The sequence below is a fragment of the Pseudoxanthomonas mexicana genome, assembly GCF_001556105.1.
GTDB lineage: Bacteria > Pseudomonadota > Gammaproteobacteria > Xanthomonadales > Xanthomonadaceae > Pseudoxanthomonas_A > Pseudoxanthomonas_A mexicana_A.
This window is the reverse complement of sequence record NZ_LSIF01000019.1, coordinates 1-24,207: the sequence shown is the minus strand read 5'-3', so window position 1 is coordinate 24,207 and position 24,207 is coordinate 1. Positions and strand designations below refer to the sequence as shown.

The 24,207-nt window shown below is 68.3% G+C and carries 20 protein-coding genes and 1 pseudogene; 9 read left to right on the top strand and 12 right to left on the bottom strand.

From position 1 onward, the window contains the following. Window positions 1-2: 2 nt before the first annotated feature. Window positions 3-1,022: a DUF4380 domain-containing protein gene (locus tag AX730_RS02585; RefSeq protein WP_062351509.1), complete on the top strand. Its 1,020-nt coding sequence runs from the start codon at window positions 3-5 to the stop codon at window positions 1,020-1,022. 13 nt (window positions 1,023-1,035) lie between these two features. On the opposite strand, the gene AX730_RS02580 is transcribed toward AX730_RS02585, so the two are convergent. The 8 genes from AX730_RS02580 to AX730_RS02545 all read right to left on the bottom strand — a co-directional run bounded on the left by AX730_RS02580 (window position 1,036) and on the right by AX730_RS02545 (window position 6,539). After that, window positions 1,036-1,809 (bottom strand): ThuA domain-containing protein, encoded by a 774-nt coding sequence (locus AX730_RS02580; RefSeq protein ID WP_062351506.1) that lies wholly within the window; start codon window positions 1,807-1,809, stop codon window positions 1,036-1,038. An 81-nt stretch (window positions 1,810-1,890) separates the two neighbouring features. Then, window positions 1,891-2,241, bottom strand: coding sequence for a hypothetical protein (locus tag AX730_RS02575; RefSeq protein ID WP_062351502.1), 351 nt, complete (start codon window positions 2,239-2,241; stop codon window positions 1,891-1,893). Between the two features lie 40 nt (window positions 2,242-2,281). Continuing rightward, window positions 2,282-2,719: a hypothetical protein gene (locus AX730_RS02570; protein ID WP_062351501.1), complete on the bottom strand. Its 438-nt coding sequence runs from the start codon at window positions 2,717-2,719 to the stop codon at window positions 2,282-2,284. After that, window positions 2,716-3,564 (bottom strand): shikimate dehydrogenase, encoded by an 849-nt coding sequence (aroE, locus tag AX730_RS02565; RefSeq protein WP_062351498.1) that lies wholly within the window; start codon window positions 3,562-3,564, stop codon window positions 2,716-2,718. Before aroE ends, AX730_RS02570 begins: the two co-directional genes overlap by 4 nt. 81 nt (window positions 3,565-3,645) lie before the next feature. Further along, window positions 3,646-4,110 (bottom strand): GNAT family N-acetyltransferase, encoded by a 465-nt coding sequence (locus AX730_RS02560; RefSeq protein ID WP_062351495.1) that lies wholly within the window; start codon window positions 4,108-4,110, stop codon window positions 3,646-3,648. Between the two features lies 1 nt (window position 4,111). Then, window positions 4,112-5,101: a porphobilinogen synthase gene (gene hemB, locus AX730_RS02555; protein WP_062351492.1), complete on the bottom strand. Its 990-nt coding sequence runs from the start codon at window positions 5,099-5,101 to the stop codon at window positions 4,112-4,114. A 97-nt stretch (window positions 5,102-5,198) separates the two neighbouring features. Then, window positions 5,199-5,447: a hypothetical protein gene (locus AX730_RS02550; protein WP_062351489.1), complete on the bottom strand. Its 249-nt coding sequence runs from the start codon at window positions 5,445-5,447 to the stop codon at window positions 5,199-5,201. A gap of 72 nt (window positions 5,448-5,519) precedes the next feature. Next, window positions 5,520-6,539 (bottom strand): chorismate transformation FkbO/Hyg5 family protein, encoded by a 1,020-nt coding sequence (locus AX730_RS02545; protein WP_062351486.1) that lies wholly within the window; start codon window positions 6,537-6,539, stop codon window positions 5,520-5,522. Window positions 6,540-6,663: 124 nt separating this feature from the next. Between AX730_RS02545 and AX730_RS02540 the strand changes: the two genes are divergently transcribed. The 3 genes and pseudogenes from AX730_RS02540 (at window position 6,664) to AX730_RS19310 (ending at window position 13,160) form a co-directional block, all read left to right on the top strand. Continuing rightward, entirely contained in the window at window positions 6,664-7,134 is a 471-nt protein-coding gene (locus AX730_RS02540; protein WP_062351477.1) for a hypothetical protein, read from the top strand. 3,461 nt (window positions 7,135-10,595) lie between these two features. Next, a pseudogene (locus AX730_RS19315) lies at window positions 10,596-10,736 on the top strand (energy transducer TonB); the annotation flags it as partial. Between the two features lie 180 nt (window positions 10,737-10,916). Next, window positions 10,917-13,160 (top strand): alpha-2-macroglobulin family protein, encoded by a 2,244-nt coding sequence (locus AX730_RS19310; RefSeq protein WP_232310160.1) that lies wholly within the window; start codon window positions 10,917-10,919, stop codon window positions 13,158-13,160. Between the two features lie 49 nt (window positions 13,161-13,209). Here AX730_RS19310 and AX730_RS02530 read toward each other — a convergent pair whose 3' ends face one another. The 3 genes from AX730_RS02530 to AX730_RS02520 all read right to left on the bottom strand — a co-directional run bounded on the left by AX730_RS02530 (window position 13,210) and on the right by AX730_RS02520 (window position 16,728). Further along, complete coding sequence (locus AX730_RS02530; protein WP_062351474.1) at window positions 13,210-13,647, bottom strand: cytochrome c oxidase assembly factor Coa1 family protein; 438 nt, start codon at window positions 13,645-13,647, stop codon at window positions 13,210-13,212. A 25-nt stretch (window positions 13,648-13,672) separates the two neighbouring features. Then, window positions 13,673-15,946: a S9 family peptidase gene (locus tag AX730_RS02525; RefSeq protein WP_062351471.1), complete on the bottom strand. Its 2,274-nt coding sequence runs from the start codon at window positions 15,944-15,946 to the stop codon at window positions 13,673-13,675. 65 nt (window positions 15,947-16,011) lie between these two features. Continuing rightward, a complete protein-coding gene (locus AX730_RS02520; RefSeq protein WP_062351468.1) occupies window positions 16,012-16,728 on the bottom strand; it encodes a glutathione binding-like protein in 717 nt (238 codons plus the stop codon). A 111-nt stretch (window positions 16,729-16,839) separates the two neighbouring features. Here AX730_RS02520 and AX730_RS02515 point away from each other — a divergent pair, with 111 nt between their 5' ends. The 4 genes from AX730_RS02515 (at window position 16,840) to AX730_RS02500 (ending at window position 20,762) form a co-directional block, all read left to right on the top strand. Further along, window positions 16,840-17,481, top strand: coding sequence for a TIGR00645 family protein (locus AX730_RS02515; RefSeq protein WP_062351465.1), 642 nt, complete (start codon window positions 16,840-16,842; stop codon window positions 17,479-17,481). Window positions 17,482-17,484: 3 nt separating this feature from the next. Continuing rightward, window positions 17,485-17,985 (top strand): GNAT family N-acetyltransferase, encoded by a 501-nt coding sequence (locus AX730_RS02510; protein ID WP_232310158.1) that lies wholly within the window; start codon window positions 17,485-17,487, stop codon window positions 17,983-17,985. 48 nt (window positions 17,986-18,033) lie between these two features. Next, window positions 18,034-20,235 (top strand): DNA helicase II, encoded by a 2,202-nt coding sequence (gene uvrD, locus AX730_RS02505; protein WP_062351462.1) that lies wholly within the window; start codon window positions 18,034-18,036, stop codon window positions 20,233-20,235. Between the two features lie 80 nt (window positions 20,236-20,315). Continuing rightward, window positions 20,316-20,762: a universal stress protein gene (locus tag AX730_RS02500; RefSeq protein ID WP_062351459.1), complete on the top strand. Its 447-nt coding sequence runs from the start codon at window positions 20,316-20,318 to the stop codon at window positions 20,760-20,762. 10 nt (window positions 20,763-20,772) lie between these two features. On the opposite strand, the gene AX730_RS02495 is transcribed toward AX730_RS02500, so the two are convergent. After that, window positions 20,773-21,078 (bottom strand): DUF2782 domain-containing protein, encoded by a 306-nt coding sequence (locus AX730_RS02495; protein ID WP_407071465.1) that lies wholly within the window; start codon window positions 21,076-21,078, stop codon window positions 20,773-20,775. 97 nt (window positions 21,079-21,175) lie between these two features. Between AX730_RS02495 and polA the strand changes: the two genes are divergently transcribed. Continuing rightward, on the top strand, window positions 21,176-23,953 hold the full coding sequence (gene polA / locus AX730_RS02490) for a DNA polymerase I (protein WP_062351454.1): 2,778 nt from the start codon (window positions 21,176-21,178) through the stop codon (window positions 23,951-23,953). Window positions 23,954-24,207 lie beyond the last annotated feature (254 nt).

Genomic DNA, 24,207 nt, shown 5'->3' with positions numbered 1-24,207 from the left:
GCATGCGCACCTTCGCCATGCCGCTGTTCCTGCTCGCGCTATGCCATCCCGCGTCCTTGCACGGCGCGGAGGTCGAACGCATCCGCCTGCGGTCAACCGAGGTCGTCGTCGAGATCACGCCGGCACTGGGCGGCCGTGTGCTGCATGTCGGGCGCGTCGATCGTCCCAACCTGATCAGGATCGGCGAACCGGTCGTGTCGCAACCGACGCCAGCCGTCTCCGCGGACGCGGACGACATCGGCTATCTGGGGCACGACGTGTGGCTGGGACCGCAGAGCGGTTGGTGGTCCGACCAGCACGCGAATCCATCGCGCCGCGCCGCACGGGCGGTGTGGCCACCGGATCCGTTCCTGGCGTTCGCGGAGACACGCGTGGTCGCACGCGCGCCCGACCGGCTGGTGCTGGAAGGCGTCGACAGCCCGGTCACCGGCGTGCGGCTGCTGAAATCGTTCGCGTTCGATCCGTCCGATCCGTCCACCGTCGTCGTGACGGCGACCGCACGCAACATCCGCAGCCATCCCGTCGCACGCGATCTGTGGTTCAACACGCGCACGTCCGCCGCCACGCGCGTCTACGTGCCGGTGGCGGATGCGGGTGACGTACGCGTCGATGGCGCGAAAGACGTGCTGCCCGCGTGGCGGATCGACGGTGGCGTGTTCTCCTTCCTGCCGGCGCCAGCGGAGGCGGCGATGCGCCGCGGCAAGGTGTTCCTGCAGCCCTCGGCAGGCTGGATGGCGGGCTTCGCGCAGGGACAGGCGTTCGTGATCCGCTTCGATCACCAACCACGTGCCGCCATCCATCCCGAGCACGGCCAGATCGAGCTCTACCTGGACCACACCCGCGACGTGCAGGCGGGCCTGCTGGAAATGGAAGTGCATGCGCCGTTCCGCACCCTCGCCGCCGGCGAGGCGATGCAGGCCCGTGAACGCTGGACCGTGCTGGCCTACGACGGACCCGAGACGCAGGACGCGCAGCTGGCGTTCCTGTGCGAACGGCTGGAGCTTTGCGTCGCCGGCCAGTAATCACGAAGCCGCATCAGCGCGGAGCGTCGATGCCCTTGCCGGTCGCGGTCCACCACAGGCCGCCGTAGAGATGCGCCAGGTACGATGGATCGTCGTACAGCGCCGGCGTGTGCCCCAGCGCGGTGACGAACACGCGGCCGCCGTCGTAGGCGTGGTACCACGCCACCGGGTGCTCCTTGCCCATGCCGCGCGCGGTCTGGCCGGGCCAGATGCGGGTGGGATCGTAGCTGGACTCGTCCACGCTCAGCACGGTGCGCAGGCCGCGCGTGACCGGGCCGTGGAATTCGTACCACTCGTCCGTCCAGATCCAGCGCGCGGGCACGCCGAACGCCGCAGGAAACGACGCGTCCTCCACCCGTACGGTGGCGGTCTGCACCATCGGATGGATGCGGAAGGTCCGCCCGATCAGCTTCTCGAACCAAGGCCAGTCGCCGGGCGGATTGAAGATCAGCGCGCGGTGCACGGCCATCACGCCACCGCCGGCACGGACGTAGGCTTCCAGTTTCCCCCGCTGCGCGCCTTTCAGCTCATCGCCCGGCGTATTGAGCAGCACGATGGCGGCGTACGGCGACAGGTCGCCATCGAACGGCGCGCTGTTCCACGACCAGGTCAGGTCGAAGCCATGCACCTGCGCCATGCGTTCGAACTGCGGCTTGGCGACCACGGCGTAGTCGTGGTGGTAGCGGTTGGGGATGGCGACCACCAGCACCTTGAACTGGCCCTGCGCGAAGGCCGCGGCCGACAGGCAGGAAAGAAGGATCAGCGTCAGCAAGAAAAAGCGTTTCATGGCGCGATATCCCGGCGGGCTTGGTTGATGGCGGGCTCTGCCGCACCGCCGCCTGTGCGGATGCCGCCTGGCGGCGTAAACCTAGCCCGTGCGCGCGGCCTGCATCGCCTTGCAGGCGCCCCAGACCAGCATGACCAGTCCCGCAGCGGACACGACGCCCATCAGCATGCCGAAGGCGCTGAAAAGACCCAACATCCCGCTGAGGGAGGAGTAGCCATCCGTGGCGTTGTTGATCAGCCACGCCTGCCACACGCTCATGATCCCGCGCAGTACCGTGGTGGTCAGCATGATGGCCGTACCCGCCAGGGTCAGCGTGCGGCCCGGCGCCTTCGGCGCCCACATCATCAGCATCGCGATACCGGCCACGCAGGCCAGCAGTTCGGGCAGCTGGTAGCCGAGCATCGTCAACAGCTGGGTGAGGAATCCGTCCATGCAGAAGCTCCTTGAGGGTGTGAGTGGAGTTGGAGTGATGTCATTCGTGGTGCGATCGGAAGGCCGTATCCGGCGATGACGTCTCGCCGTCAGGTTGCGTCTCGCCACGCGGTCGCGCGATGGAGGCCACGGCGAGTACGAACGAGAGGGCTACCCAGATAAAAAGAATCGAATCACCGGCGATCAGTGCGTTGTGGGCTGGTGCGGCCCGGTCAAGCGCATCGATCGCCGCTTGCGCGTTCATGCCTGATGTACCCGGCGGCAGCGAGGTGGCCGTGGGCGTCATGAGGAGGTCGTGAACCATCGACTGGCCCACCGTGTCCCACACCGCCGTGGTGGCCAGCGCCATCAGCAACGAAAGGCTCGCAGGCTTGCGCAGGCGCACATGAAGCAGCACACAGCCGATGATGATAAGTACGAAGCTTCCCGTACTGGCGAGTTCGCCAAATCTCGAAAAGCCGGCATCCGCGATGCTCAATCCGCCGTCACCAGCACCTTGTCCTTGCCGCGCAGCGCGGCGTAGACGGCATCGGTTTCCGGTCGCACGCCATGCCATTGCTCGAAGGCTTCGGCGGCCTGCTCCACCAGCATGCCCAGCCCGTCCACTGCGTCGTGGCAACCCGCGGCGCGGGCCCAGGCGAGGAAGGGGATCGCCGCTTCGCCGTAATTGAGGTCGACCGCCAGCGTGCGTGGCGTGGCCAAGGTGAAGGGCAGGGTGAACGCGCCCTGGTCCTGGCGCGCCGCCGAGGTCGCGTTGATGATCAGCGAGAAGTCGCCGAGGTCGCGCAGGTCGTCCCAGTAGCGCGAGTGCGCGCGCTCCGGTTCGCCCAGCGCATCGGCCAGCGCGTCCGCGCGATCCGCCGTGCGGTTGACGATGATCAGTTCGCTGATGCCGGCATCGAGCAGCGCGGGCGCCACGCCGCGCGCGGCACCACCGGCGCCGAGCAGCAGGGCGCGACGTGCGCGTAGGTCCAGTCCCTGGCGGCCGGTCAGGTCGCGGACCAGGCCGGCGCCGTCGGTGTTGTCGCCATGCCACTGGCCGTCGTTGCGCGTCAGTGTGTTGACCGCACCGGCACGCCTGGCGCGATCGCTCGCCTGCGCGCAGATCGCGAACGCCGCTTCCTTCAACGGCAGGGTGACGTTGGCGCCCGCACCGCCGTCACCGGCGAAGCGGTCGAGCGTGGCGGCGAAGTCGTGCGGCGCCGTGTCGATGGCGGTGTATTCCAGCGCAATGCCGACCTGCTGCGCGAACGCGGCATGGATGCGTGGCGACAGCGAATGGGCGACGGGGTGACCGAAGACCGCATAGCGATGGTTCGACATGGCGTGCTGGATCCCCGTCGTTGGGTGGAGGCAAGCGGGGCGGGCGCGCTACGACGCGGCTCCCCTGCCGTTGCCGGCAGTCTACTCCGCGTCGGGATCGCTGCGCAGCCGCCGCACGTACACGTGCTGGGTCTTGGCGAGTGCGAAGCTGGCGGACGGATAGAACGCGTGCGATTCCGGCCGCACGATGTTGGAACGCACGAAGACGTCGTGGCCACCCCGGTCGCGGATCCAGTCGCAGGCCGCGTCCACCAGGCGCTGGCCCAGGCCCAGGCGACGCGCCCGCGGGTCGACGATCAGCGCCGTGATCTCGGCGCGGTGGCCGAACTCGATCATCAACCGCCACTCCGCAGCCACCATGCCCAGCAGGTCGTCATCGTCGTTCGGCGGGGCCGCGACCCTCACCGCCTGCGCGGGCGACGCCAGCAGGGTGGCCAGCCGTTCCTTCATGCCATCGGCGTCCACCGGATAGGCCAGCAACGTGCACAGGCGCGCCAGCTCGTCCGCATCGTCAGGCCGCGCATCGCGGATGACGACGGCCTCCATCTCAGCCGTCCCGCAACCAGCGCGCCGCATCCAGCGCGAAGTAGGTCAATACGCCATCGGCGCCGGCGCGCTTGAAGGCGGTCAGCGCTTCCAGCGCGCAGGCCTTCTCGTCCAGCCAGCCATTGGCGGCCGCCGCCTTGATCATCGCGTACTCGCCGCTGACCTGGTAGGCGAACGTCGGCACGCCGAATTCGTCCTTCACCCGACGGATCACGTCCAGGTACGGCAGGCCCGGCTTGACCATCACCATGTCCGCGCCTTCCTCGAGGTCCAGCGCGATCTCGTGCAGCGCTTCATTGGAGTTGGCCGGGTCCATCTGGTAGGTGAACTTGTTGCCCTTGCCGAGGTTGCCGGCGCTGCCCACCGCGCTGCGGAACGGACCGTAGAACGCGCTGGCGTACTTGGCGGCGTACGACATGATGCGGGTGTTGATGTAGCCGGCGTTCTCCAGCGCGGCGCGGATCGCGCCGATGCGGCCGTCCATCATGTCGCTGGGCGAGAGGATGTCCGTGCCCGCGGCGGCATGCGCCAGCGACTGCTTCACCAGCGCTTCGATCGTCTCGTCGTTGAGGATGTAGCCGGTGTCGTCGATCAGGCCGTCCTGCCCGTGCGTCGTGTACGGGTCCAGCGCCTGGTCGCTCATCACGCCGAGCTCGGGGAAGCGCGCCTTCAGCGCGCGGATCGCGCGCGGAATGATGCCGTCCTCGTCCCAGGCGATGCGGCCGTCGGCGGTCTTCGCCGATGGGTCCGGCACGCCGAACAGGTCCAGCACCGGTACGCCGAGTTCCAGGGCTTCTTCGGCCACGCGCAGCAGCTCGTCGATCGACAGGCGCTCCACGCCCGGCATCGAGGCCACCGGCGAGCGACCCTTTTCCTCGTGCACGAACACGGGGTAGATCAGGTCGTTGGTGGTCAGCACGTGCTCGCGCATCAGGCGACGGGAAAAGTCGTCGCGGCGCATGCGGCGGGGGCGGATGTGGGGATAGGCCATCACGGGCTCCTGGCAGAGCGGCGAATGATACGCCGGTGGTCCGCAGGGCGGCCTGCGACAGGCGGTCGCAGCGCGGAACGCGGCGTCCGCCGCGGGATCAGATGAAGCCGCCGCCCAGCGACAGGCGGATGATGCCGACCACGATGACGATGCCGTTGAGCACCAGCCCGGCCTTGGCGCGGCCGCGGTTCCCGGTGCGGGTGAACAGGATGCCGATGGCGGCGATGATCGCGCCGACCGCGGCGAACGGGATCAGGAACCAGTTGCCCCACCCGAGCAGCGGGATCAGCGCCAGCACCATCCACAGCATCGCCACGATGCCCCACAGCAGGCTGATCAGTCCCATCGAACATCCTCCGCGATACGGCGCGCGACGCGGCGCCTCATGGAACCACTATGCGGACGTCCGGCGGGTGCTTCAAGCCACCACGCCGTGCATGCCCTCGATCTCCACCAGCAGTTCGCGCCGGCAGACGTCGGCATGCAGCATCAACCAGGGCACGCGCGTGCCGAGGCGCGCTTCCAGCTGCGCGGCGACGGCATCGGCGTCGACGGCATCGCTCACGTAGACCTTCAGGCGCGAACTCGCGTCCATGTGCGGCGTCAGCGACGGCGCATGCTCGCGCGCGGCGCCGAGCAGGCTGTCCAGGTTGGTCAGGGTTTCATCCAGCTGAGCGCGCAACGAATCGGTGTGCTGCGACGCATGGCCGACGATGCTGGCCGTGCCCGAGAGCAGCAGCGGCACACGCGGCGAAGGGGGCAACAATGCGCGCGCGAAGCTGGGCGACTGCGGGCCGTACTCGCGCGGGTAGCGGTAGGCACTGACCTGGCGCGGATTCTCCAGTGGCAGGCCGGGCTCGCGCGCGGCCAGCCAGTACACCTGCAGCACGCGACGCCCGTCGCGGCTGCCGATCGCGGTCGCGGCCGGCAGCACGCGCGTGTCGACGTCGCCCAGTCCCTGCACGCGGCCAACGCAGAACTGCCGGTAGCGCTCGGCATCGCCGTCGCCCTCGGTGATCGCGTCGAAGTAGTTCCAGATCCGCAGCAGGTGCGGGTAGTCGCTGTCGCGCCAGAACGCCGCCATCGCCGCGTAGGCATGGGCGCTGGCGTGCAGGATGCCGCCGGCGGGTTCTTCCCACTCCACCACGCCGAACATCAGCGTGCCGTCGTGGCTGTAGCGCACCGCGCCGTCGCGACCCGTCGTGACCGGGCCGGACGCGCGCCAGACCTCGTACGGCGCCGCGGCTTCACGCAGGGGCGACAGCGGCACGCGCAAGTAGCGGGGATCGTCGATAGCCACGGTAGCGGGCGCCAGCGCACCGAAGCCGAACACCGCCAGGGTCTCCGGCAGGCCCAGCAACGCCTGAGGCGAGGGGGCATGGATGTAGTCGACGGCCAGCCGCTGCGGTGCGGATGGATGGTCGGGAGCGGAGCTCATCGTGCGGGAAGCGGGTGCATGGTCTGGCTCAAATGATAACCCGCCCGCTTTCGCCCGCTCCGGGATGTGTCAGTATTCAGCCGCCGCGGCGGAAGATCGCCTCACGCCAACGGGAGAAGCCGCCATGTCGTTCCGCATCGCCACCGTCGTGTTCGTCGCCTTGCTGGCCAGCGGTTGCGCCAGCAGTTCCAAGGTCATGCTGGGCCAGGCGCGCCCCGCGCTCGATCCGGCGCAGGTGCAGGTCTACCGCACCGCTCCCGCGGGATCGCTGGAAATCGCACAGCTGGAATCCAAGAGCGCGGTCGGCTTCGGGACCCAGGGCCAGACCGATGCCGCGGTGGCCCGCCTCAAGCGCGAAGCCGCCGCCCTCGGTGCGAACGGCATCGTGTTGCTGGGCGTGGGTTCCAGCGGCTCGCCGGTCGGCATGTCGGTAGGCGGCGGCAGTTACGGCCGCCACTCCGGCGGCGGCCTCAGCATGGGCATTCCCACTACGCAGAAGCAGGCGGCCGGCGTGGCGATCTACGTGCCGCCGGGCACACCGGTCGATCCGACCATCGTGGTGCCCGAGTCCGCACCGGCGACGAAGAACCCCTGACCTGCGTCACCGGCCCTCGGGCCGGGTGGCGTTCGCGCGTGATCGCAGGCAGCATCGGGTCCGGAACGGACACCGATGGGAACGGCATGCGACACGCACGCAGTGCGGCATGGGGTTGGCTGTTGGGGATGGCGGGATGGTCGTTCGCGTTACAGGCGGCGGAGCCGCCGGTCGACGCCGACTTTTCCTATGGCGGGTTGCAACTGGAATTCGCGGAGCCCATGCGGGTCTGGGACAACGAGGTCCAGCGCGATGTCGTACGGACGACGCCCGCGCTGCCGCTGACCTGCCACTGGGACGATGACGTCCTGTTGCTGTGCGCGATCGCGCCGCCAGCCGCACCGCGCCCCGCCACCCGTTATCGCGTCGATCTCGCTCCCGGCCTGTCGACCCAACAGGGCAAGGCCATCCCGGCGCAGGTGCTGCACGTGGAAACCGAACGTCCCGCCCTGAGCGCGTACGTGGAAACATGGGACGCCGGCATGCCGCGTTTCAGCATCACGGGCAACATGGCGATGACGGTTGCCGACGTGCAGGCGGTGTTGCGCGTCAGGGTCGGCGAACGCGACGTGCCCTATTCGATCGAACGTCTTCCGCGAGGCCGCTACGACGGCGGCATGCACCGTTTCCAGGTTCGGCTGCCGGGCGAAGTCGCAGCCGACGCACGCGTGCAACTGCACGTGGTGCCAGGGCTGCGGAGCGAGGCAGGCGATCTGCGGGGAACGCAGGACGACATGCTGCTGAGCGCGCTCGCCAACGAATCCTTCCGCGTGCGCCAGCTGTCGTGCCGGCAACGCGACGAGGTGCGTACGCTCGAGAGTCCGGTCACGCAGGCGGCGCTCGCGTGCCTGCCGGGCGAGCCCATGCAGGCGGTGTTGTCCCGGATGCCGGATGCCGCATCACGGGAGCGGTTCGCCGCACGCCTGCCTGCCGGCGTGACCGTGACGCGCTGGCATGAAGGCAGCCCCCACTACGCGGGAGGGCGTGGCCGGCACGAGGCACTCGCGCCTGGCGCGATCGTGCAGTTGACCGTCGCCTCTGCCAACACGCAGCTTTCGCTGGCGTGGGAGGACATGACCACGACGGAGGGAGCTTCGCTGGTTCCGCTCGCCCTCGACGTGCGTACGACCGATGCGCAGCCCAGCCTGAAGGCGCCGGGTGAGCGCGTCCTGCTCGATACGCGTGCGCTGCCGGCGTCACGGCTGGAAGGCGTCAACGCGGCGGGTACGCCGCTGCACGTCACCGCGCTGGGCACGGCGTTGCAGGCGGATGACGTACGCGTGCCGGCCGCAGCTTCCAACACCCGCGTCGCGGTGACCTCGCCGGTCGACGACCTCGTCCTCCGCGAAGGAGGATGGACGCGCTGGGACGTCCAGTCCGTCGACGCCCGTCGCTCGCCCTACCTGCGGCGCCAGACCGGGGTGGAATTCGCCGCACCAGCGTTCGATCTGGTCGCGTTGACCGGCGAGCGCGAGGTGATCGCCTGGGCGCAGGCATGGTCGGCGGACGAGGCGATCGCAGGCGCGCGCGTGGAGCTTCTGCTGCAGGCGTCGCCCGACGCGCCTACGCGCACGCTGGCGGAAGGCCGTACCGATCGGGACGGTGTCGCGCGGCTCGCGCTGCCGGTGGGCCATGTCCTGCCCGACGCGCTGGATGGCGAATACCCGCGCTGGTGGCTGCGTGCGACGCGCGGCAACGGCGCGCAGGCCGAACGCGCGGTACTGCCGCTCGGCGCGAGCCAGCGTTACGGCATGCGGCTGGGCACGTCGGCGCGCCGTCATCTGTGGGGTGTCAGCGACCGGCCGCTGTACACCGCCGGTGCCAAGGTGCAGTACCAGCTGTGGCAGCGCGAACGCGTCGCTGGCCGGCTGCAGCGCATCGCACAGCCGGAGCCGCTCGAGTTGGCGCTGGTCGCGATGGAGGAGTCGAAGACGCTTCTGCGATGGCAGGCGACACCGGATGCCCACGGCGTCATCCATGCGGAACTGGCGCTGCCCTTGCACCTGACCGACGGTACGTACTGCATCGGGCTGCCCGATGCCGATGAAGAGAACGGTGCCTGCTTCTTCGTCGGCACCTATCGCGCGCAGGACCTGTGGGCGCGTGCGGATACCGAGGAACGCGTGCTGCGCGAGGGCGATGCGTTCGCGTTCGATGTCGAGGCGGGTTACTACTCCGGTGGCCCGGCTGCCGACATGCCGCTCGAACGGGTCAGTACGTTGCTGACCGGCCTGCCGCTGGGCGAAGCGTATCCACGCTATGCCGACTACACCTTCGTCGATGTCCTGTCCGGCGCGGGACGCGGCGGCGTGACGCTGGCGCCGCCTGCCACGCGCGTCCGCACCGATGCCGATGGCAAGGCACGAGTTTCGCTGCCGGTGGCGTTCCCCGGTGGAAGCGAGCCGCACCTCGAACCGCCAGCGTTCGGCACGCTGCAGGCGGTAGTGGAGATCAAGCCCAGCGAACGCGAAGGCACCGTCAGCAATGCCGCGAAGGCACGCTACGCCCGGCATGCCCGCTATGTGGGCCTGCGCAGCGAGCCGCACTGGTGGGATGCGCGTACGCCGCTCCAGCTGCAGGCGGTCGTCATCGACGCGGACGGCAACGACATCGATGCCGCGCCCGTCGACGTGCAGGTCGACTACCTGGGGCAGGACTGGAGAGCATCCGAGGACGCCGTGGGCAAGCGCGTGACGACCTGCGCTCTGATTGCAGGACAGCGCTCCACGTGCGACGTACCCCGTACACGCAGCGGTCGTTACCGCCTGGTGGCCCGCAGCGGCGATGCCGCGCCCGCGACGATGACGCAGTACGTCTGGGCCGGCGATGCCGTCGCCGCCGCATCGCGCGAGATCACGCTGGCGACGGATCGTGGCGAGCCGCTTCCCGGCGGACCCGTCAACGTGGTGCTGACGCAACCGCAATCGCGGGCGACCGCGCTGTTCGTGTTCCGCCAGCATGGCGCACTGGTTGGCCACCACGTGGCCGAGGTGCGTGCCGGCACGCAGGAGATCGCGTTGCGCTTGCCGCCCGGCACGCAGGGACCGCTCAGCATCGGCGTGCACATTCGCGACCGCGATGATGCCGCCGACGCGGCGCCCGGTTATCGCGCGCCGTTGCCGCTGCGCAGTGCCGGTATCGACGTCACCGTCGCCCGTCCGGAAGCCGCGCCGGCCGTGAGCGTGTCGCTGCGGGCGGACGATGCGCGTCCCGGGCAACCGGCGCGGTTGGTGCTGACCAATACCAGCGATCGGCCGCGGCAGGTCGCCGTGGCGGTGACCGATGACGCGCTGCGTGCAATGGCAGGCCAATGGCTGGCCTATGCGGATCCTCTCGGCACCCACTGGCTGGGGCGTGAGCAGGCATACGGATCTTCGTGGCCAATCGGCTTCTACCAGTGGCGCAGCCATGGCTGGACGTGGGCATTGCCATGGCCGCGCACGGAAGCTGAAAGCGATGAAGCCCCACAGCCCGTCAAGGTGCTGGCGCCACCCCGCACGTCATCGCTGCCTCCGCCGCCCGAAGCACCTCCGGTGGACATCTCGGAACCGCGGCCGTCCGACATGGTCACCCCGCCTTCGCCGCCGGCACCACCTGCACCTGCGCCTGCCGTCGCGCTTGGTCGGGGGGACGGGTTTGCCGAAACCGGCAATGCCACGCTCGACAGGATCGAAGTTACTGGTTCGCGCATCGATCCCGCCGATGTCTTTCAGGCCGGTGAGCGCCCGGCGACGGACCTGCGACTCCGCGAGCAGGGCGGCGCGCAATCGCCGCTGGCGCGCGTGCGCACGCGCTTCGCCGATACGGCGTTCTGGCAGGCCGGCATCGTGCTCGCGCCGGGAGAGTCGCGCAGTTTCGAGGTGGCGTTGCCCGACAACCTCACCCGTTGGCGCGCGGTCGCGTGGAGCGGCGACGCCGATGACGGCTTCGAGCAGGTCGACGCCATGCTGGAAGTCGGCCTGCCGGTCGAAGCGCGGCTGCAGGTGCCGGTCCGCCTGTACCCGGGAGACCGGGCGCGCCTGGCTGCGCACCTCCGGCAGGCAGGCGACACTGCGCTCCCGGTGCAGGCGCGTATTGCCGTCCAGGGCGACGGTCTCGGGCAGGCCGATGCCGGTGGACACGCGTTGACGCTGGCCGCACGCGGCCAGGCCAGCATCGCCACCACCATCCAGCCCTCCGCGGTGGGCTCGGTGCAGGTGGTTGCATCCGTGGATGCCGCGACGGGTCGTGACGCCATCGCCGCACCGATCGAGGTGGCCTCGCCGCGGGTCGCGGCGCGTCGCGTGCAGGCCGGCTGGCTGGACGACGCGCCGGTCGCGCTGAAGATGCCGACGCTGCCCGCCGACGCCCGCGATCCCCAACTGGCGGTGGAGGTCAGCCGTGGCGGCGGCGGACTGGTCGAGCGCTGGACGCGCGACCTGCACGCGTATCCGCATCGATGCTGGGAACAGATCCTCAGCCGCGCGGTGGGAGCGGCGCTGGCGATCGAGCGCGGTGATACCGCGGCCTGGCCGGACGCAGCGGCGGTGGTGCAGGAGGCGTTGGACAACGCGGCCGTCTTCCAGGACGAGGAGGGCGGCATGCACTACTTCGCCGACGAGGCGGGCATGGACGATGGCGGCTTCGGCACGCGCGGCCAGGTCGCGTTGACGGCCTACACGCTGCAGGCCTTTGCCTGGCTGCGCCTGCGCGGTCACGTCGTGCCCGAGCAGGTGGAGCGTGAGGCGCGCGGGTTCCTGCGCAGCCAGCCGCTGCCCTCGCCGGAAGACACCGCACCCTCCCGGCTGGTTACCCCCCCGGCAGATGCAGATGCGGCAACACGGGCGGCCTTCGCTGCGGCCCAAACAGCCGCGGCGGCCGCGGACGCTGCGGATGCCGCTGCCATGGCGGGCGAAGCCGCCGCGGCGCGTGCCCAGGGCGTCGCGCCCGGCGACCGGAACGACGCCGCACTCGCGGCCGCCACCGTACGCAGGGAGCGCGCGGGCCTGGACAACCTGTGGCGGTCGTGGGATGTGCTCGCACTGCCAACGCGCATCAGCGGGCTGCGCGCGCTGGCGGCCGGCCGGCATCCGGCGGCGTCCGAGGCGCTGGCATCGGTGCTGGCGCGGTTTCCCGAACGGGGCCTGGCCCGGCGACTTGATCGCGATGACGGCTGGGCCCGCTGGATGGGATCGCGGATGCGCGAACAGTGCGCGCTGATCGGCGTGCTGAACGATCATCCGGCGCTCGCGGACCGGCAGGTGCGCGATGCATTGCTGAAGGGTCTGGTGGATCTCTATGCCGGGGGCACGGCGAGCGTCGATACGCAGACAGGCGCGTACTGCCTGGTGGCGATGCACGGTGCGACGGCGGCGGATCCGGCGCAGCCGGCCACGGTCCAGGCATCAGTGGGTACGCAGCAGTCCACGCTGTCGTTGCCGGTGGGCGCGCCGCGCGCGCGCTGGTCGGTGCCGCAGGCGCCCGCGCCGGGCGACATGCTCGCTCTTGCCCAGGCACCCGGCCAGCGCGCATGGCTGGGTTACGTGGCCGACCTCGGCTACCACGAGGACGCCACGCACGCGCGCGCTTCCGCCGTCGGCCTGTCGCTGGAACGCCGTTACGACGTGCTGCGGGAGGGCCGCTGGCAGGCGACCGGCCCGCACCCCGTGCAGGAAGGCGACTGGATCCGCGTGACGCTGGTGGTGCAGACGGCTTCACCGCGACATTTCGTGGCGCTGACCGACGATGTGCCGGGTGGGCTGCGACCGACCGATCTCGCGCTGTCCGCCGTGGCCGGGCTCGACCTCAAGCAGGTGTCATCGACTGGCAGTGGTGTGTTCGGCACCCGCCGGCTGGATCCGCGTGCACCGAAGTTCTACGCCGAATACCTGCCGACGGGACGGCACGAAGTGCACTACTTCGCGCGGGTCGCGAACGCGGGCGACTACCTGGCCGCGCCCGCGACGGCGGAGCTGATGTACGGCAACGCCAGCCATGCGCGCACGGCGTCGGATCGCTTCCCCGTCGTGCCGTCGCCTTCGCCGTGAACCGGACGCACGGTGGCCCTCGGGCCGCCGTGCTCGGGGCGCTGCGGCTTCAGCGATCGGAGGTGGGCGAAGCCTCGTCCACCAGCACGATCCGCTCACCTCCATCCACGTTCACCGCCAGCGTCTCGTAGCGCCACTCCCCGGCACGCTTCTCCGCGACCACGTAGAGCGTGCCGTCGCCATGCGCACCGTCCAGCGGGATCGCCAGGTCGGCTTCGCCCCCCGATCCGCTGGTGCCGATGTTGCCCTGTACGAACCAGCCGGCCTGGATGGGTTCACCGAGCGCGGCGACCACGGCGGGATCGGCCTGGGCACGCGTGATGGCATGCTGGTAAGGCGTCGAGGATTTGAGGGCGCCGAAGACCAGCGCCACGATGCCGACGATGAACGCGGCGAACAGGACCAGAAGCAGCGCCGCCAGCACGGGCACGAACCACTTCCAGTTGCGTTGCCACCAATTGGGGTGAGCGGGGACGTGCGTCGACATCGCGATGCTCCTGCGTCGGGTGGGATCAGGGCTTCAGGCAACGGGCGAAGAAATCCTCGGTCAGCCGGTAGCGGTGCAGCAGGTCGCTGCCGCGCAGGCCGTGCTTGGCGCCGGGATAGGTCATCAGCTCGAACGGCGTGCCGCGCTTCTGCAGGTCACTCATCAGCTGCGTCGAATTGGTGAACAGCACGTTGTCGTCGGCCATGCCGTGGATCAGCAGCAGCTTGGAGCGCAGGCCAGCCAGGTGGGTGAACACGCTGGCCTCGCGGTAACCAGCTTCATTCGCCCTCGGCAGGTCCATGTAGCGTTCGGTGTAGTGGGTGTCGTACAGCGACCAGTCGGTGACCGGTGCGCCCGACACGCCACAGGCATAGGCTTCGCTGTGCTTGGCCAGCAGCATCAGCGTCATGTAGCCGCCGTTCGACCAGCCGTGCACGCCGATGCGCTTCGCGTCGACGAAGGATTGCGACTTCAGCCATTCGACGCCGCGCAGCTGGTCGTCCACTTCCACCGTGCCCTGCTTGCCGTACAGCGCGCCACCGAAGGCCGCGCCACGGCGCGGGGTGCCGCGGTTGTCCAGCGAGAACACCACGTAGCCCTGCTGGGCCAGGTACTGGTTGAAGAAGGCGTCGCTGCGGCCCGGCCAGGCATTGGTGACCGTCTGCGCAGCAGGGCCACCATAGACGAACACTACAACGGGATACTTCTTCTTCGGGTCAAAGCCAGCGGGAGTGGTAAGGCTGTAGAACAACGGTGTCGTGTCGTCGGCGGCGGTCAGGACGCCAAACAGCGGAGACTGGTGCGAGTCGCGATACCGTGCGTATGGATGGTCTGCCGCCTTCAAGTCGTTGACCAGCAGTACGGCGATGCGCGTGCCATCCGCGCGATACAGCTCGATCTGCGGCGGAGTCGACCCGTTGGACCAGTCGTCGACGAAGACGCTGGCGTTGCGCGCGAACACTGCGTTGTGAGTGCCGCTCTCACGTGTAAGCGTGGTGATCTCGCCCCCTGCCAGCGGTACGGCATGCACATGCTTGTCCGTTGGCATGGCCAACGAGGGTGCAAGCGCTTCTAGCTTCATGCCGGCAAGGCGAGTGCTCATTCCCGCACTGAAATAAGCCACGCCCTTCGCTTCATCGATGGCGAGCAATGCATCGACCGGCCACTCGCCGTGCGTCAGCGCTGTCAGCTCCGATCCGTCTTCCGACGCGATGTAAAGATGCTCGAACCCGCTGCGCTCCGACGACCACAGGAAGCGCCCATCCTTGAGGAACCTCAGGTCGTTGTGCAGCGGCACCCACGTCGTCGACGTTTCGGTCACCAGCGTGCGCTGCTTGCCGGTCGCCAGCGTGGTTTCGATCAGGTCGAGTGTCTTCTGGTCGCGCGACTGGCGCTGGAACGTCAGTCGCTGCGGATCGCGCCAGTCCACGCGGGCGAGGTAGATATCCTTTTCGTCGCCGAGGTCGATCCAGCGCGGCTTGGCGCCGCTCTTCGGTGCAATCACGCCGAGCTGCACCAGCACGTTGTCGTCGCCGGCCGCCGGATAGCGTTGCTCGATCACTTCCGTGCGGTCGGGATAGACCTCGTAGCGCTTCACCAGCGGCACCGGTGTTTCGTCGATGCGGGCGAAGGCGATGGCCGCATCGTCCGGCGCCCACCAGTAGCCGGTGTGGCGGTCCATTTCCTCGTCTGCGACGAATTCGGCCACGCCGTTGCCAATGGTCTCGCTGCCATCGCGGGTCAGCTGCAGTTCCTTGCCGCTGGCCAGGTCGATGACCCACAGGTTGCGGTCGCGGATGAAGCTGACGAAGCCGCCCTTCGGCGAGATCTTCGGATCGGTGGCGAAGCCGCCACCATCGGTCAGCTTGCGTACCGCGTCCTTGCCGGACTTGGAGAGGTCATAGAAGTACAACTCGCCACCGAGCGGAAACAGCAGCGCCTTGCCATCCGGCGACCACTGGTAATCGACGATGCCGGACAGCGCGGCGATGCGCTGCCGCTCGCGGCGCGCCTTCTCTTCGTCGCTCAGCACTTCGTCGCCCGGCAGCACCACCGACGAATCCACCAGCAGGCGTGTCTGCCCGCTGGCGATGTCGTACTCCCACAGGTCCAGCCGGTTGCGGTCGCTGTCCTTGCCGCGCAGGAAGGTCACGCGCGATCCGTCCGGCGCGACCTGCGGCTTGGTCAACGTGGGACCGGACAGCGGTGCGCTGCCGGTGATGGCTTCGAGGGTGAGCTTTTCGGCGTGGGCGGGCAGGGCGGTGGCGAGGGTCATCAGGGCGAACAGGGCAAGGCGCATCGGATTTCTCGGGCGGCAGGGCCGGTCAGGCCCGGATTATGCCGCGAACGTCCGATGCCGGTTCCTCAGGCCTTGGGCGCGCCCTGGCCGAACAGGAGCTTGCGCTCCTCATCGGTCAGTGGCTTGCCGGCATCCGGATTCACCTGCGTCTTCAGCGCGTACGCGCGCTGTACGGCCGGCCGTGCGGCGATGTCCGCCTGCCAGCGCTGCAGGTGTGGATACGGCGAGAGGTCCAGCGGGGCCTTGTCGTAGGCGTTGATCCACGGATGGATCGCCATGTCGGCGATGCTGTAGTCGCCGCCGGCCACGTAGGCATGCTTCGCGAGCTGCGTGTCGAGCACGCCGAGCAGGCGCTGCACTTCGCGCGTGTAGCGGTCGATGGCGTAGGGGATCTTCTCCGGCGCATACACGGTGAAGTGGCCGTACTGCCCGCTCATCGGGCCCAGGCCGCCCATCTGCCACATCAGCCACTGGTTCACCGCGACCTTCTGGCGCGTGTCCGTGCCGAAGAAGCGGCCGCTCTTGTTGGCCAGGTACAGCAGGATGGCACCGGATTCGAACACGCTGATCGGCTCGCCGCCGTCCGCGGGCGCATGGTCGATGATCGCCGGCATCTTGTTGTTCGGCGAAAAGGCGAGGTACTCGGGCTTGAACTGGTCGCCCTTGCCGATGTTCACCGGCACGATGCGGTAATCGAGCTTCGCGCCGGCCTCGGCCAGTTCTTCCAGCAGCAGCGTGATCTTGTGGCCGTTCGGGGTGGGCCAGTAATAGAGGTCGATCATGGTGGATTCCGGAGGAAAGGGACGCTTCCGAGTCTAGCGGGCCGGGCAGACTTGGCAGCGTCAAATCCGGCCGGTACCCTGCGCCATCCTTGGAAATGACTGTTCTCCCCCATGTCGCAGCCCACCAACGCCCGCCTCGGTTTCCTGCCCAACCTGATCTTCGCCTCGCGCTGGCTGCAACTGCCGCTCTATCTGGGCCTGATCGTGGCGCAGTGCGTCTACGTGTTCCTGTTCCTGAAGGAGCTGAAGCACCTGGTGATGGACGCGAACAACCTGACCGAGCAGGGCATCATGCTGCTGGTGCTGGGGTTGATCGACGTGGTGATGATCTCCAACCTGCTGGTCATGGTGATCGTGGGCGGTTACGAGACCTTCGTGTCACGCCTGCGGCTGGAAGGCCACCCCGACCAGCCGGAATGGCTGAGCCACGTCAACGCGTCGGTGCTGAAGGTGAAGCTGGCGATGGCGATCATCGGCATCTCCTCGGTCCATTTGCTGAAGACCTTCATCGGCGCCGGCGAGCTTGGCCTGCCGCTGTGCGGGTCGTCTGGCCACATCGCAATGCTGAGTGATGTCGCGGCCGCGGTGCAGTCTGGTTACACCGTGGCGGCCACGAAGTGCACGACGGTGACGACCACGGCCGTGATGTGGCAGACCATCATCCACGGTGCCTTCATCCTGTCGGCGATCGGCATCGCCTACACCGACCGGATCATGAGCAACGGCACGCCACCGAAGCACGCCGCGCACTGATCCGTGTCGGCCGAACCCCTGATCCGCGACGCGAACGAGGGCGACTACGCCGCCATCGTCGCCCTGAACACGGCCGAGGTCCGGCACACCAGCCCGATGGATGAGGACAGGCTGCGCCAGCTGGCGTCCCTGTCCGCGTACAACCGGGTGGCGGCGCTGGAAGGCCGCGTCGTCGCCTTCTTGCTGGCCATGCGCGCCGGTGCGGATTACCGCAACGACAACTTCGCCTGGTTCACCGCACAGCATCCCGACTTCCTGTACGTGGACCGCATCGTCGTGGACGCCGCCGCGCAGGGCCACCGGCTGGGCTCGCGGCTGTACGCCGATCTGTTCGCCTTCGCCGGTGAACACGGCGTTCCGCGCATCACCTGCGAGTTCAACGTGGTGCCGCCGAACGAGCCCTCGCGCCTGTTCCATGCGCGGCACGGCTTCGTCGAAGCCGGCCGGCAGTGGCTCGACGAAGGCCGCAAGCAGGTCTCGATGCAGGTCGCCGAGCTGACCTGAACGGCGGCGTCTCAGGGTGTGGGCCGCCGCAGGCCGTAAAATGGGCGGATGGATGTTTCCCACCTGCTCGATGATCTGAATCCCGCCCAGCGCGACGCCGTCTCCGCCGAACCCGGGCACTACCTCGTCCTGGCCGGCGCCGGCTCCGGCAAGACCCGCGTGCTGACCCACCGCATCGCCTGGCTCAACGAGGTCCACGGCGTGCCGACCCACGGCATCCTCGCGGTGACCTTCACCAACAAGGCCGCCGGCGAAATGCGCGCGCGCGCCGACGTGCAGCTGCGCAACGGCAGCCGCGGCATGTGGATCGGCACCTTCCACGGTCTGGCGCATCGCCTGCTGCGCCTGCACTGGCAGGACGCGAAGCTGCCCGAGACCTTCCAGGTGCTGGACAGCGACGACCAGCAGCGGCTGGTCAAGCGCGTGGTGCAGGCGATGGAGCTGGATGAAGGCAAGTACCCGCCGAAGCAGCTCACCTGGTGGATCAACGAGCAGAAGGACGAAGGCCGCCGGCCCGAGCACATCCAGCCGGCACCGAACGACGACTGGCTGGACGTGCGCCGACAGGTCTACGCCGGTTACCAGGAACGCTGCGACCGCGCCGGCCTGGTCGACTTCGCCGAACTGCTGCTGCGCGCGCACGAAGTGTTGCGGGACACGCCAGCGCTGCTGGCGCACTACCGCACGCGCTTCCGGCAGATCCTGGTGGACGAGTTCCAGGATACCAACGCCATCCAGTACGCCTTCATCCGCGTGCTGGCGGGCGACACCGGGCATGTCTTCGTGGTGGGCGACGACGACCAGAGCATCTACGGCTGGCGCGGCGCGAAGGTCGAGAACATGCAGCAGTTCCTGCGCGACTACCCGTCGGCACGGACCATCCGGCTGGAACAGAACTACCGGTCCAGCGCCAACATCCTGGGAGCCGCCAACGCGGTGATCGCCCACAACCCCGCACGCATCGGCAAGCAGTTGTGGACCGACACCGGCGACGGCGAGCCGATCGACCTGTACGCCGCCTACAACGAGATGGACGAAGCGCGCTTCGTCGTCGAACGCATCCGACAGTGGGTGCGCGATGGCGGCAGCCTGGGCGACGCCGCCATCCTCTACCGCAGCAATGCGCAATCGCGGGCCTTCGAAGAAGCGCTGCTCTCCGAACAGGTGCCGTACCGCGTCTATGGCGGCATGCGCTTCTTCGAGCGTGCCGAAATCAAGGACGCACTCGCCTACCTGCGCCTGATGGCGAACCGTGCCGACGATGCGGCGTTCGAGCGTGTGGTCAACACGCCGACGCGTGGCATCGGCGAGCGCACGCTGGACGAAGTCCGCCGATTGGCGCGCGGTGCGCGCGTGTCGCTGTGGGGCGCCGCGATGCTGGCGGCACAGGGCAGCGATCTGGCCGGTCGCGCACGCAATGCGCTTGCAGGTTTCGCTGCGCTGGTCGATCAGCTGGCCGAAGAGACCGCGGAGATGACGCTGGCCGAGCGCGTCGACCACGTGCTCGCGCGCTCGGGCCTGCGCGAACACTGGGCGCGCGAAAGCCGTGGCGGGCTGGATTCCGAGTCACGCACCGAGAACCTCGACGAACTGGTGTCGGTCGCCTCGCGCTTCGTGCGCCGCGAAGACATTGCCGCCGAAGACGACGGCCAGGAAGGCATGAGCGAGCTGGTCGCGTTCCTGTCCTACGCCGCGCTGGAAGCGGGCGAGGGCCAGGTCGAGGCGGGCGAGGACGGCGTGCAGCTGATGACGCTGCACTCGGCCAAGGGCCTGGAGTTTCCACTGGTGTTCCTGGCGGGGCTGGAAGAAGGGCTGTTCCCCAGCAACCGCTCGCTGGACGAAAGCGGGCGGCTGGAAGAGGAGCGCCGTCTCGCCTATGTGGGCATCACCCGCGCGCGCGCGAAACTGGTGCTGAGCTACGCCGAGGCGCGTCGCCTGCACGGGCAGGACATGTACGGTATCCCGTCGCGCTTCCTGCGCGAGATCCCGGCGAACCTGCTCAACGAAGTGCGGCCGCGCGTGCAGGTCAGCCGGCCGGCATCCACCTTCGCCACGCGCGTCACCCCCGGCCATGCCAGCCTGGAAGCGCCGGGGCTCAAGCTGGGCCAGACCGTCACCCATGCGAAGTTCGGTGCGGGCGTGGTCACCGACTACGAAGGCAGCGGCGCGCATGCCCGCGTGCAGGTGAACTTCGACAGTGAAGGCAGCAAATGGCTGGTGATGGCGTACGCGAACCTTCAGGCGACGTAGGCATCGCGATTGATCCAGATCACGGCATCGTAAGCCTGCGACGCGTGTAATGGCCGCATCCCATCATCATGAGGTGCGGCATGTACCGGCATATCCTGATCGCCACCGATGGTTCCGAACGGGCAAGCAAGGGCGTGGCGCAGGGCTTCGCGCTCGCGCGTGAGCTGCAGGCGAAGGCGACCGTGCTGACCGTCAGCGAGCCCATCAACACCGGCTTCGACGATGCCCTGGGCTGGAGCGCGGTAGCGGCCTCGTTGCCGGATTTCCAGAATGCCCGGGATGAAGCGGCACGCAAGGTGCTGGATGCCGTCACCGTGCAGGCCGAGCAGGCGGGCGTAACGCCCGCTCTTCTGCACGTGGCCGATCGCTACGCGGCCGAGGCGATCGTGGACACGGCCGAACGCCAGGGCTGCGATCTGATCGTCATGGCATCGCACGGCCGGCGCGCGCTGGGTCGCCTGCTGCTGGGCAGCCAGACCAGCGAAGTCCTGGCCCGCTGCGGTGTACCGGTGCTGGTGATCCGCTGAGCGCGCAATCTCACCAGCCGTAGAGCTTCCAGTACACCGGGGAGATGTTGCTGTTGTCCTTGCTCTTGTCCAGGCGGCCGTCGCCGTCGGAGTCGTACAGGTAATACGCCGCGCCGCGCGAGGGGGTGACTTTCACCATGCGCAGATTGCCGGCCACGCGGTATTCCTCGATCGTGTCGCCGTTGCTGTCCGTCCGCACGGCGACCTGGGCATTGGCCAGGTCCACGCCGGCCGGATTGCCGCCGCCGGTGGACGCGCAGCCGGCGAGTGCCAGCATGCAGGACAGCAGCACGGTGCGGTTGGTCATGCGGGACATCGCGGACTCCTGGGCGCTCGGGTAGGGCACGATTATGCGCCCACGAAAGCGTTGCGTGCGTGACGCCCCGCCCAGACGCGCGGCGTAGAATGCCGGCATGACACGACTCGTACTGATCGACGGCTACAACTATCTCTACCGCGCCTACCACGCGATCAAGGCGCAGGGTCGCGAGCTGACCGCGCCGGACGGATTCCCTACCGGTGCGCTGTTCGGCGTGGTCAACATGCTGCGCGCCTACCTGAAGGAGCGGCCGGACTATGCGGCCTTCGTGGTCGATGCCCCGGGGAATACGTTCCGCGACGACCTCTATCCGGAGTACAAGGCCAACCGCGCGCCCATGCCGGACGACCTGCGCATGCAGGTCGAGCCGCTGCTCGAAATCGTCGCCGCGCTCGGTTTTCCGATCCTGCGCGTGCCGGGCGTCGAAGCGGACGATGTGATCGGCACGCTCGCGCTGCAGGGTGCGGCGCAGGGCATCGACGTGATGGTCTCCTCCGGCGACAAGGACATGGCGCAGCTGGTGCGTCCGCATGTGGCGCTGGTCAATACCATGAGCGGCAGCCGGCTTGACTCGGACGCGGCGGTGATCGAGAAGTTCGGCGTGCGCGCCGACCAGATCATCGATTATCTGGCATTGATGGGCGACACGGTGGACAACATCCCCGGCGTGCCCAAATGCGGACCCAAGACCGCTGCCAAATGGCTGGCCGAGTTCGATACGCTCGACGGCGTCATCGCCAATGCCGACAAGGTCGGAGGCAAGATCGGCGACAGCCTGCGCGAGGCATTGCCGCGCTTGCCGCTCAATCGCAAGCTGACCACGATCAAGACGGACGTGGCGCTGGACCAGGGACCTTCCGACCTGCAGTTGCGCGAACGCGATGTGGATGCGTTGCGTGGATTGTTCCAGCGCTACGGCTTCAACCAGGCGTTGAAGGAACTCGAGGGTGGGGCGATCAGTGCGCCGGTCGTCGCCGAGAAGGAACCCGGCCACGCGAGGGGCACCGGCCGCGTAGCGGTGGCGAGTGCCGACGAGACGCCGGTCGACCCCTCACTGGGCGTCGCCGGCGAATACGCCGCCGTCACCGAGCGCGCGCAGCTCGATGCCCTGGTCGCCGAACTGCAACAGGCTGGCGAATTCGCCTTCGATACCGAAACCGACAGCCTCGATCCGATGCGCGCCAATCTGGTCGGCCTGAGCTTCGCCACCGAGCCGGGCAAGGCCGTGTATGTGCCCGTGGGTCACGACTATCCCGGCGCGCCGCCGCAGCTCGATCGTGAGGCCGTGCTCGCGGCACTGGCGCCGGTGCTGGCGGATGCCGGCACACGCAAGCTGGGCCAGCACGGCAAGTACGATCTGCATGTGCTGCGTCGCCAAGGCGTCGACGTGCAGGGCTATGCCGACGACACGATGCTGGAGAGCTTCGTGTTGAACGCCGGCAGCAATCGCCACGACATGGACAGCCTGGCCAAACGATTCCTTGGCTACGACACGGTGAAGTACGAAGAAGTCGCCGGCAAGGGCGCCAAGCAGATCCTGTTCTCGCAGGTGGCCGTGGATGACGCCACGCGTTACGCGGCCGAGGATGCCGATATCACGCTGCGCCTCCATCGCGTGATCGCCGCGAAGCTCGCCGCCGAGCCGGGACTGGAAAGCGTGTACCGCGACATCGAGATGCCGCTGGTGCCCGTGTTGGCGCGGATCGAAGCCAACGGCGTGATGATCGACGGCGATGAACTTCGCCGCCAGAGCGCGGACCTGTCCAAGCGCATGCTCGCCGCACAGCAGAAGGCCACCGAACTGGCGGGTCGCACGTTCAACCTCGACTCGCCAAAGCAGCTGCAGGCGCTGCTGTTCGACGAGCTCAAGCTGCCGGTGCTGGTGAAGACGCCGACCGGCCAGCCCAGCACCAACGAAGAAGCACTGGAGGCCATCGCCGACCAGCACGAGCTGCCACGCGTGATCCTCGAGTACCGCGGCCTGGCGAAGCTGCGCAGCACCTACACCGACAAGCTGCCGGAGATGGTCAATCCGGACACCGGTCGCGTGCATACGAGTTACCACCAGGCCGGTGCCGCCACCGGGCGGCTGTCCTCGACCGATCCCAACCTGCAGAACATCCCGATCCGCACCGACGACGGCCGGCGCATCCGCAGGGCCTTCGTCGCGCCGCCTGGCCGCAAGCTGGTGGCATGCGACTACTCGCAGATCGAACTGCGGATCATGGCGCACCTCTCGCAGGATCCCGGGCTGGTACGCGCGTTCGAATCCGGCGCCGACATCCACAAGGCGACGGCGGCGGAAGTGTTCGGCAGGAAGCTGGAGGACGTCACCGGCAACGAGCGACGCGCGGCGAAGGCCATCAACTTCGGACTGATGTACGGCATGAGTGCTTTCGGCCTGGCGCGCCAGCTGGGCATCGCACGTGGGGAAGCGCAGGACTACATCGCGCTCTACTTCAGCCGTTATCCCGGCGTCCGCGATTACATGGAGCGCACCCGCCAGCAGGCGCGCGAGCACGGCTACGTCGAAACGGTGTTCGGCCGTCGCCTGTACCTGGAGTACATCAACAAGGGCACGCAGGGACAGCGCGCCGGTGCCGAGCGCGCGGCGATCAACGCGCCGATGCAGGGCACGGCGGCGGACATCATCAAACGCGCGATGATCGGCGTGGATGCGTGGCTCGCGGACCATCGCGACCAAGCGCTGATGATCCTGCAGGTGCACGACGAACTGGTGTTCGAAGCCGAGGCCGATTTCGTGCCGACTTTGCTGAAGGAGGCGGCAGCACGCATGGCCGCCGCGGCGCAGCTGAGCGTCCCACTGGTGGTCGACAGCGGCATCGGCGACAACTGGGAAGAGGCCCATTGAACCAGGCTGAAAATGGTTTTCCTTGTGGAACAGGTGCTTGCGGAATGTTCAGGAAAACCCTGTCAGGTATATTTGTATACCGATGAGTTCAATAAACTGAATTCCTCCTGAATCTTACGGATTTTTAACCGGAATCTTCACGAACTATCCATGTGCGGAGTGGTCATATAGCCCGTGACAGATGCAACGTCTGTCACTGATCTCTCCCATCCCCTGGAGCGATCTCCCCCGGAGCGACGACCCCTCCCCAGGTC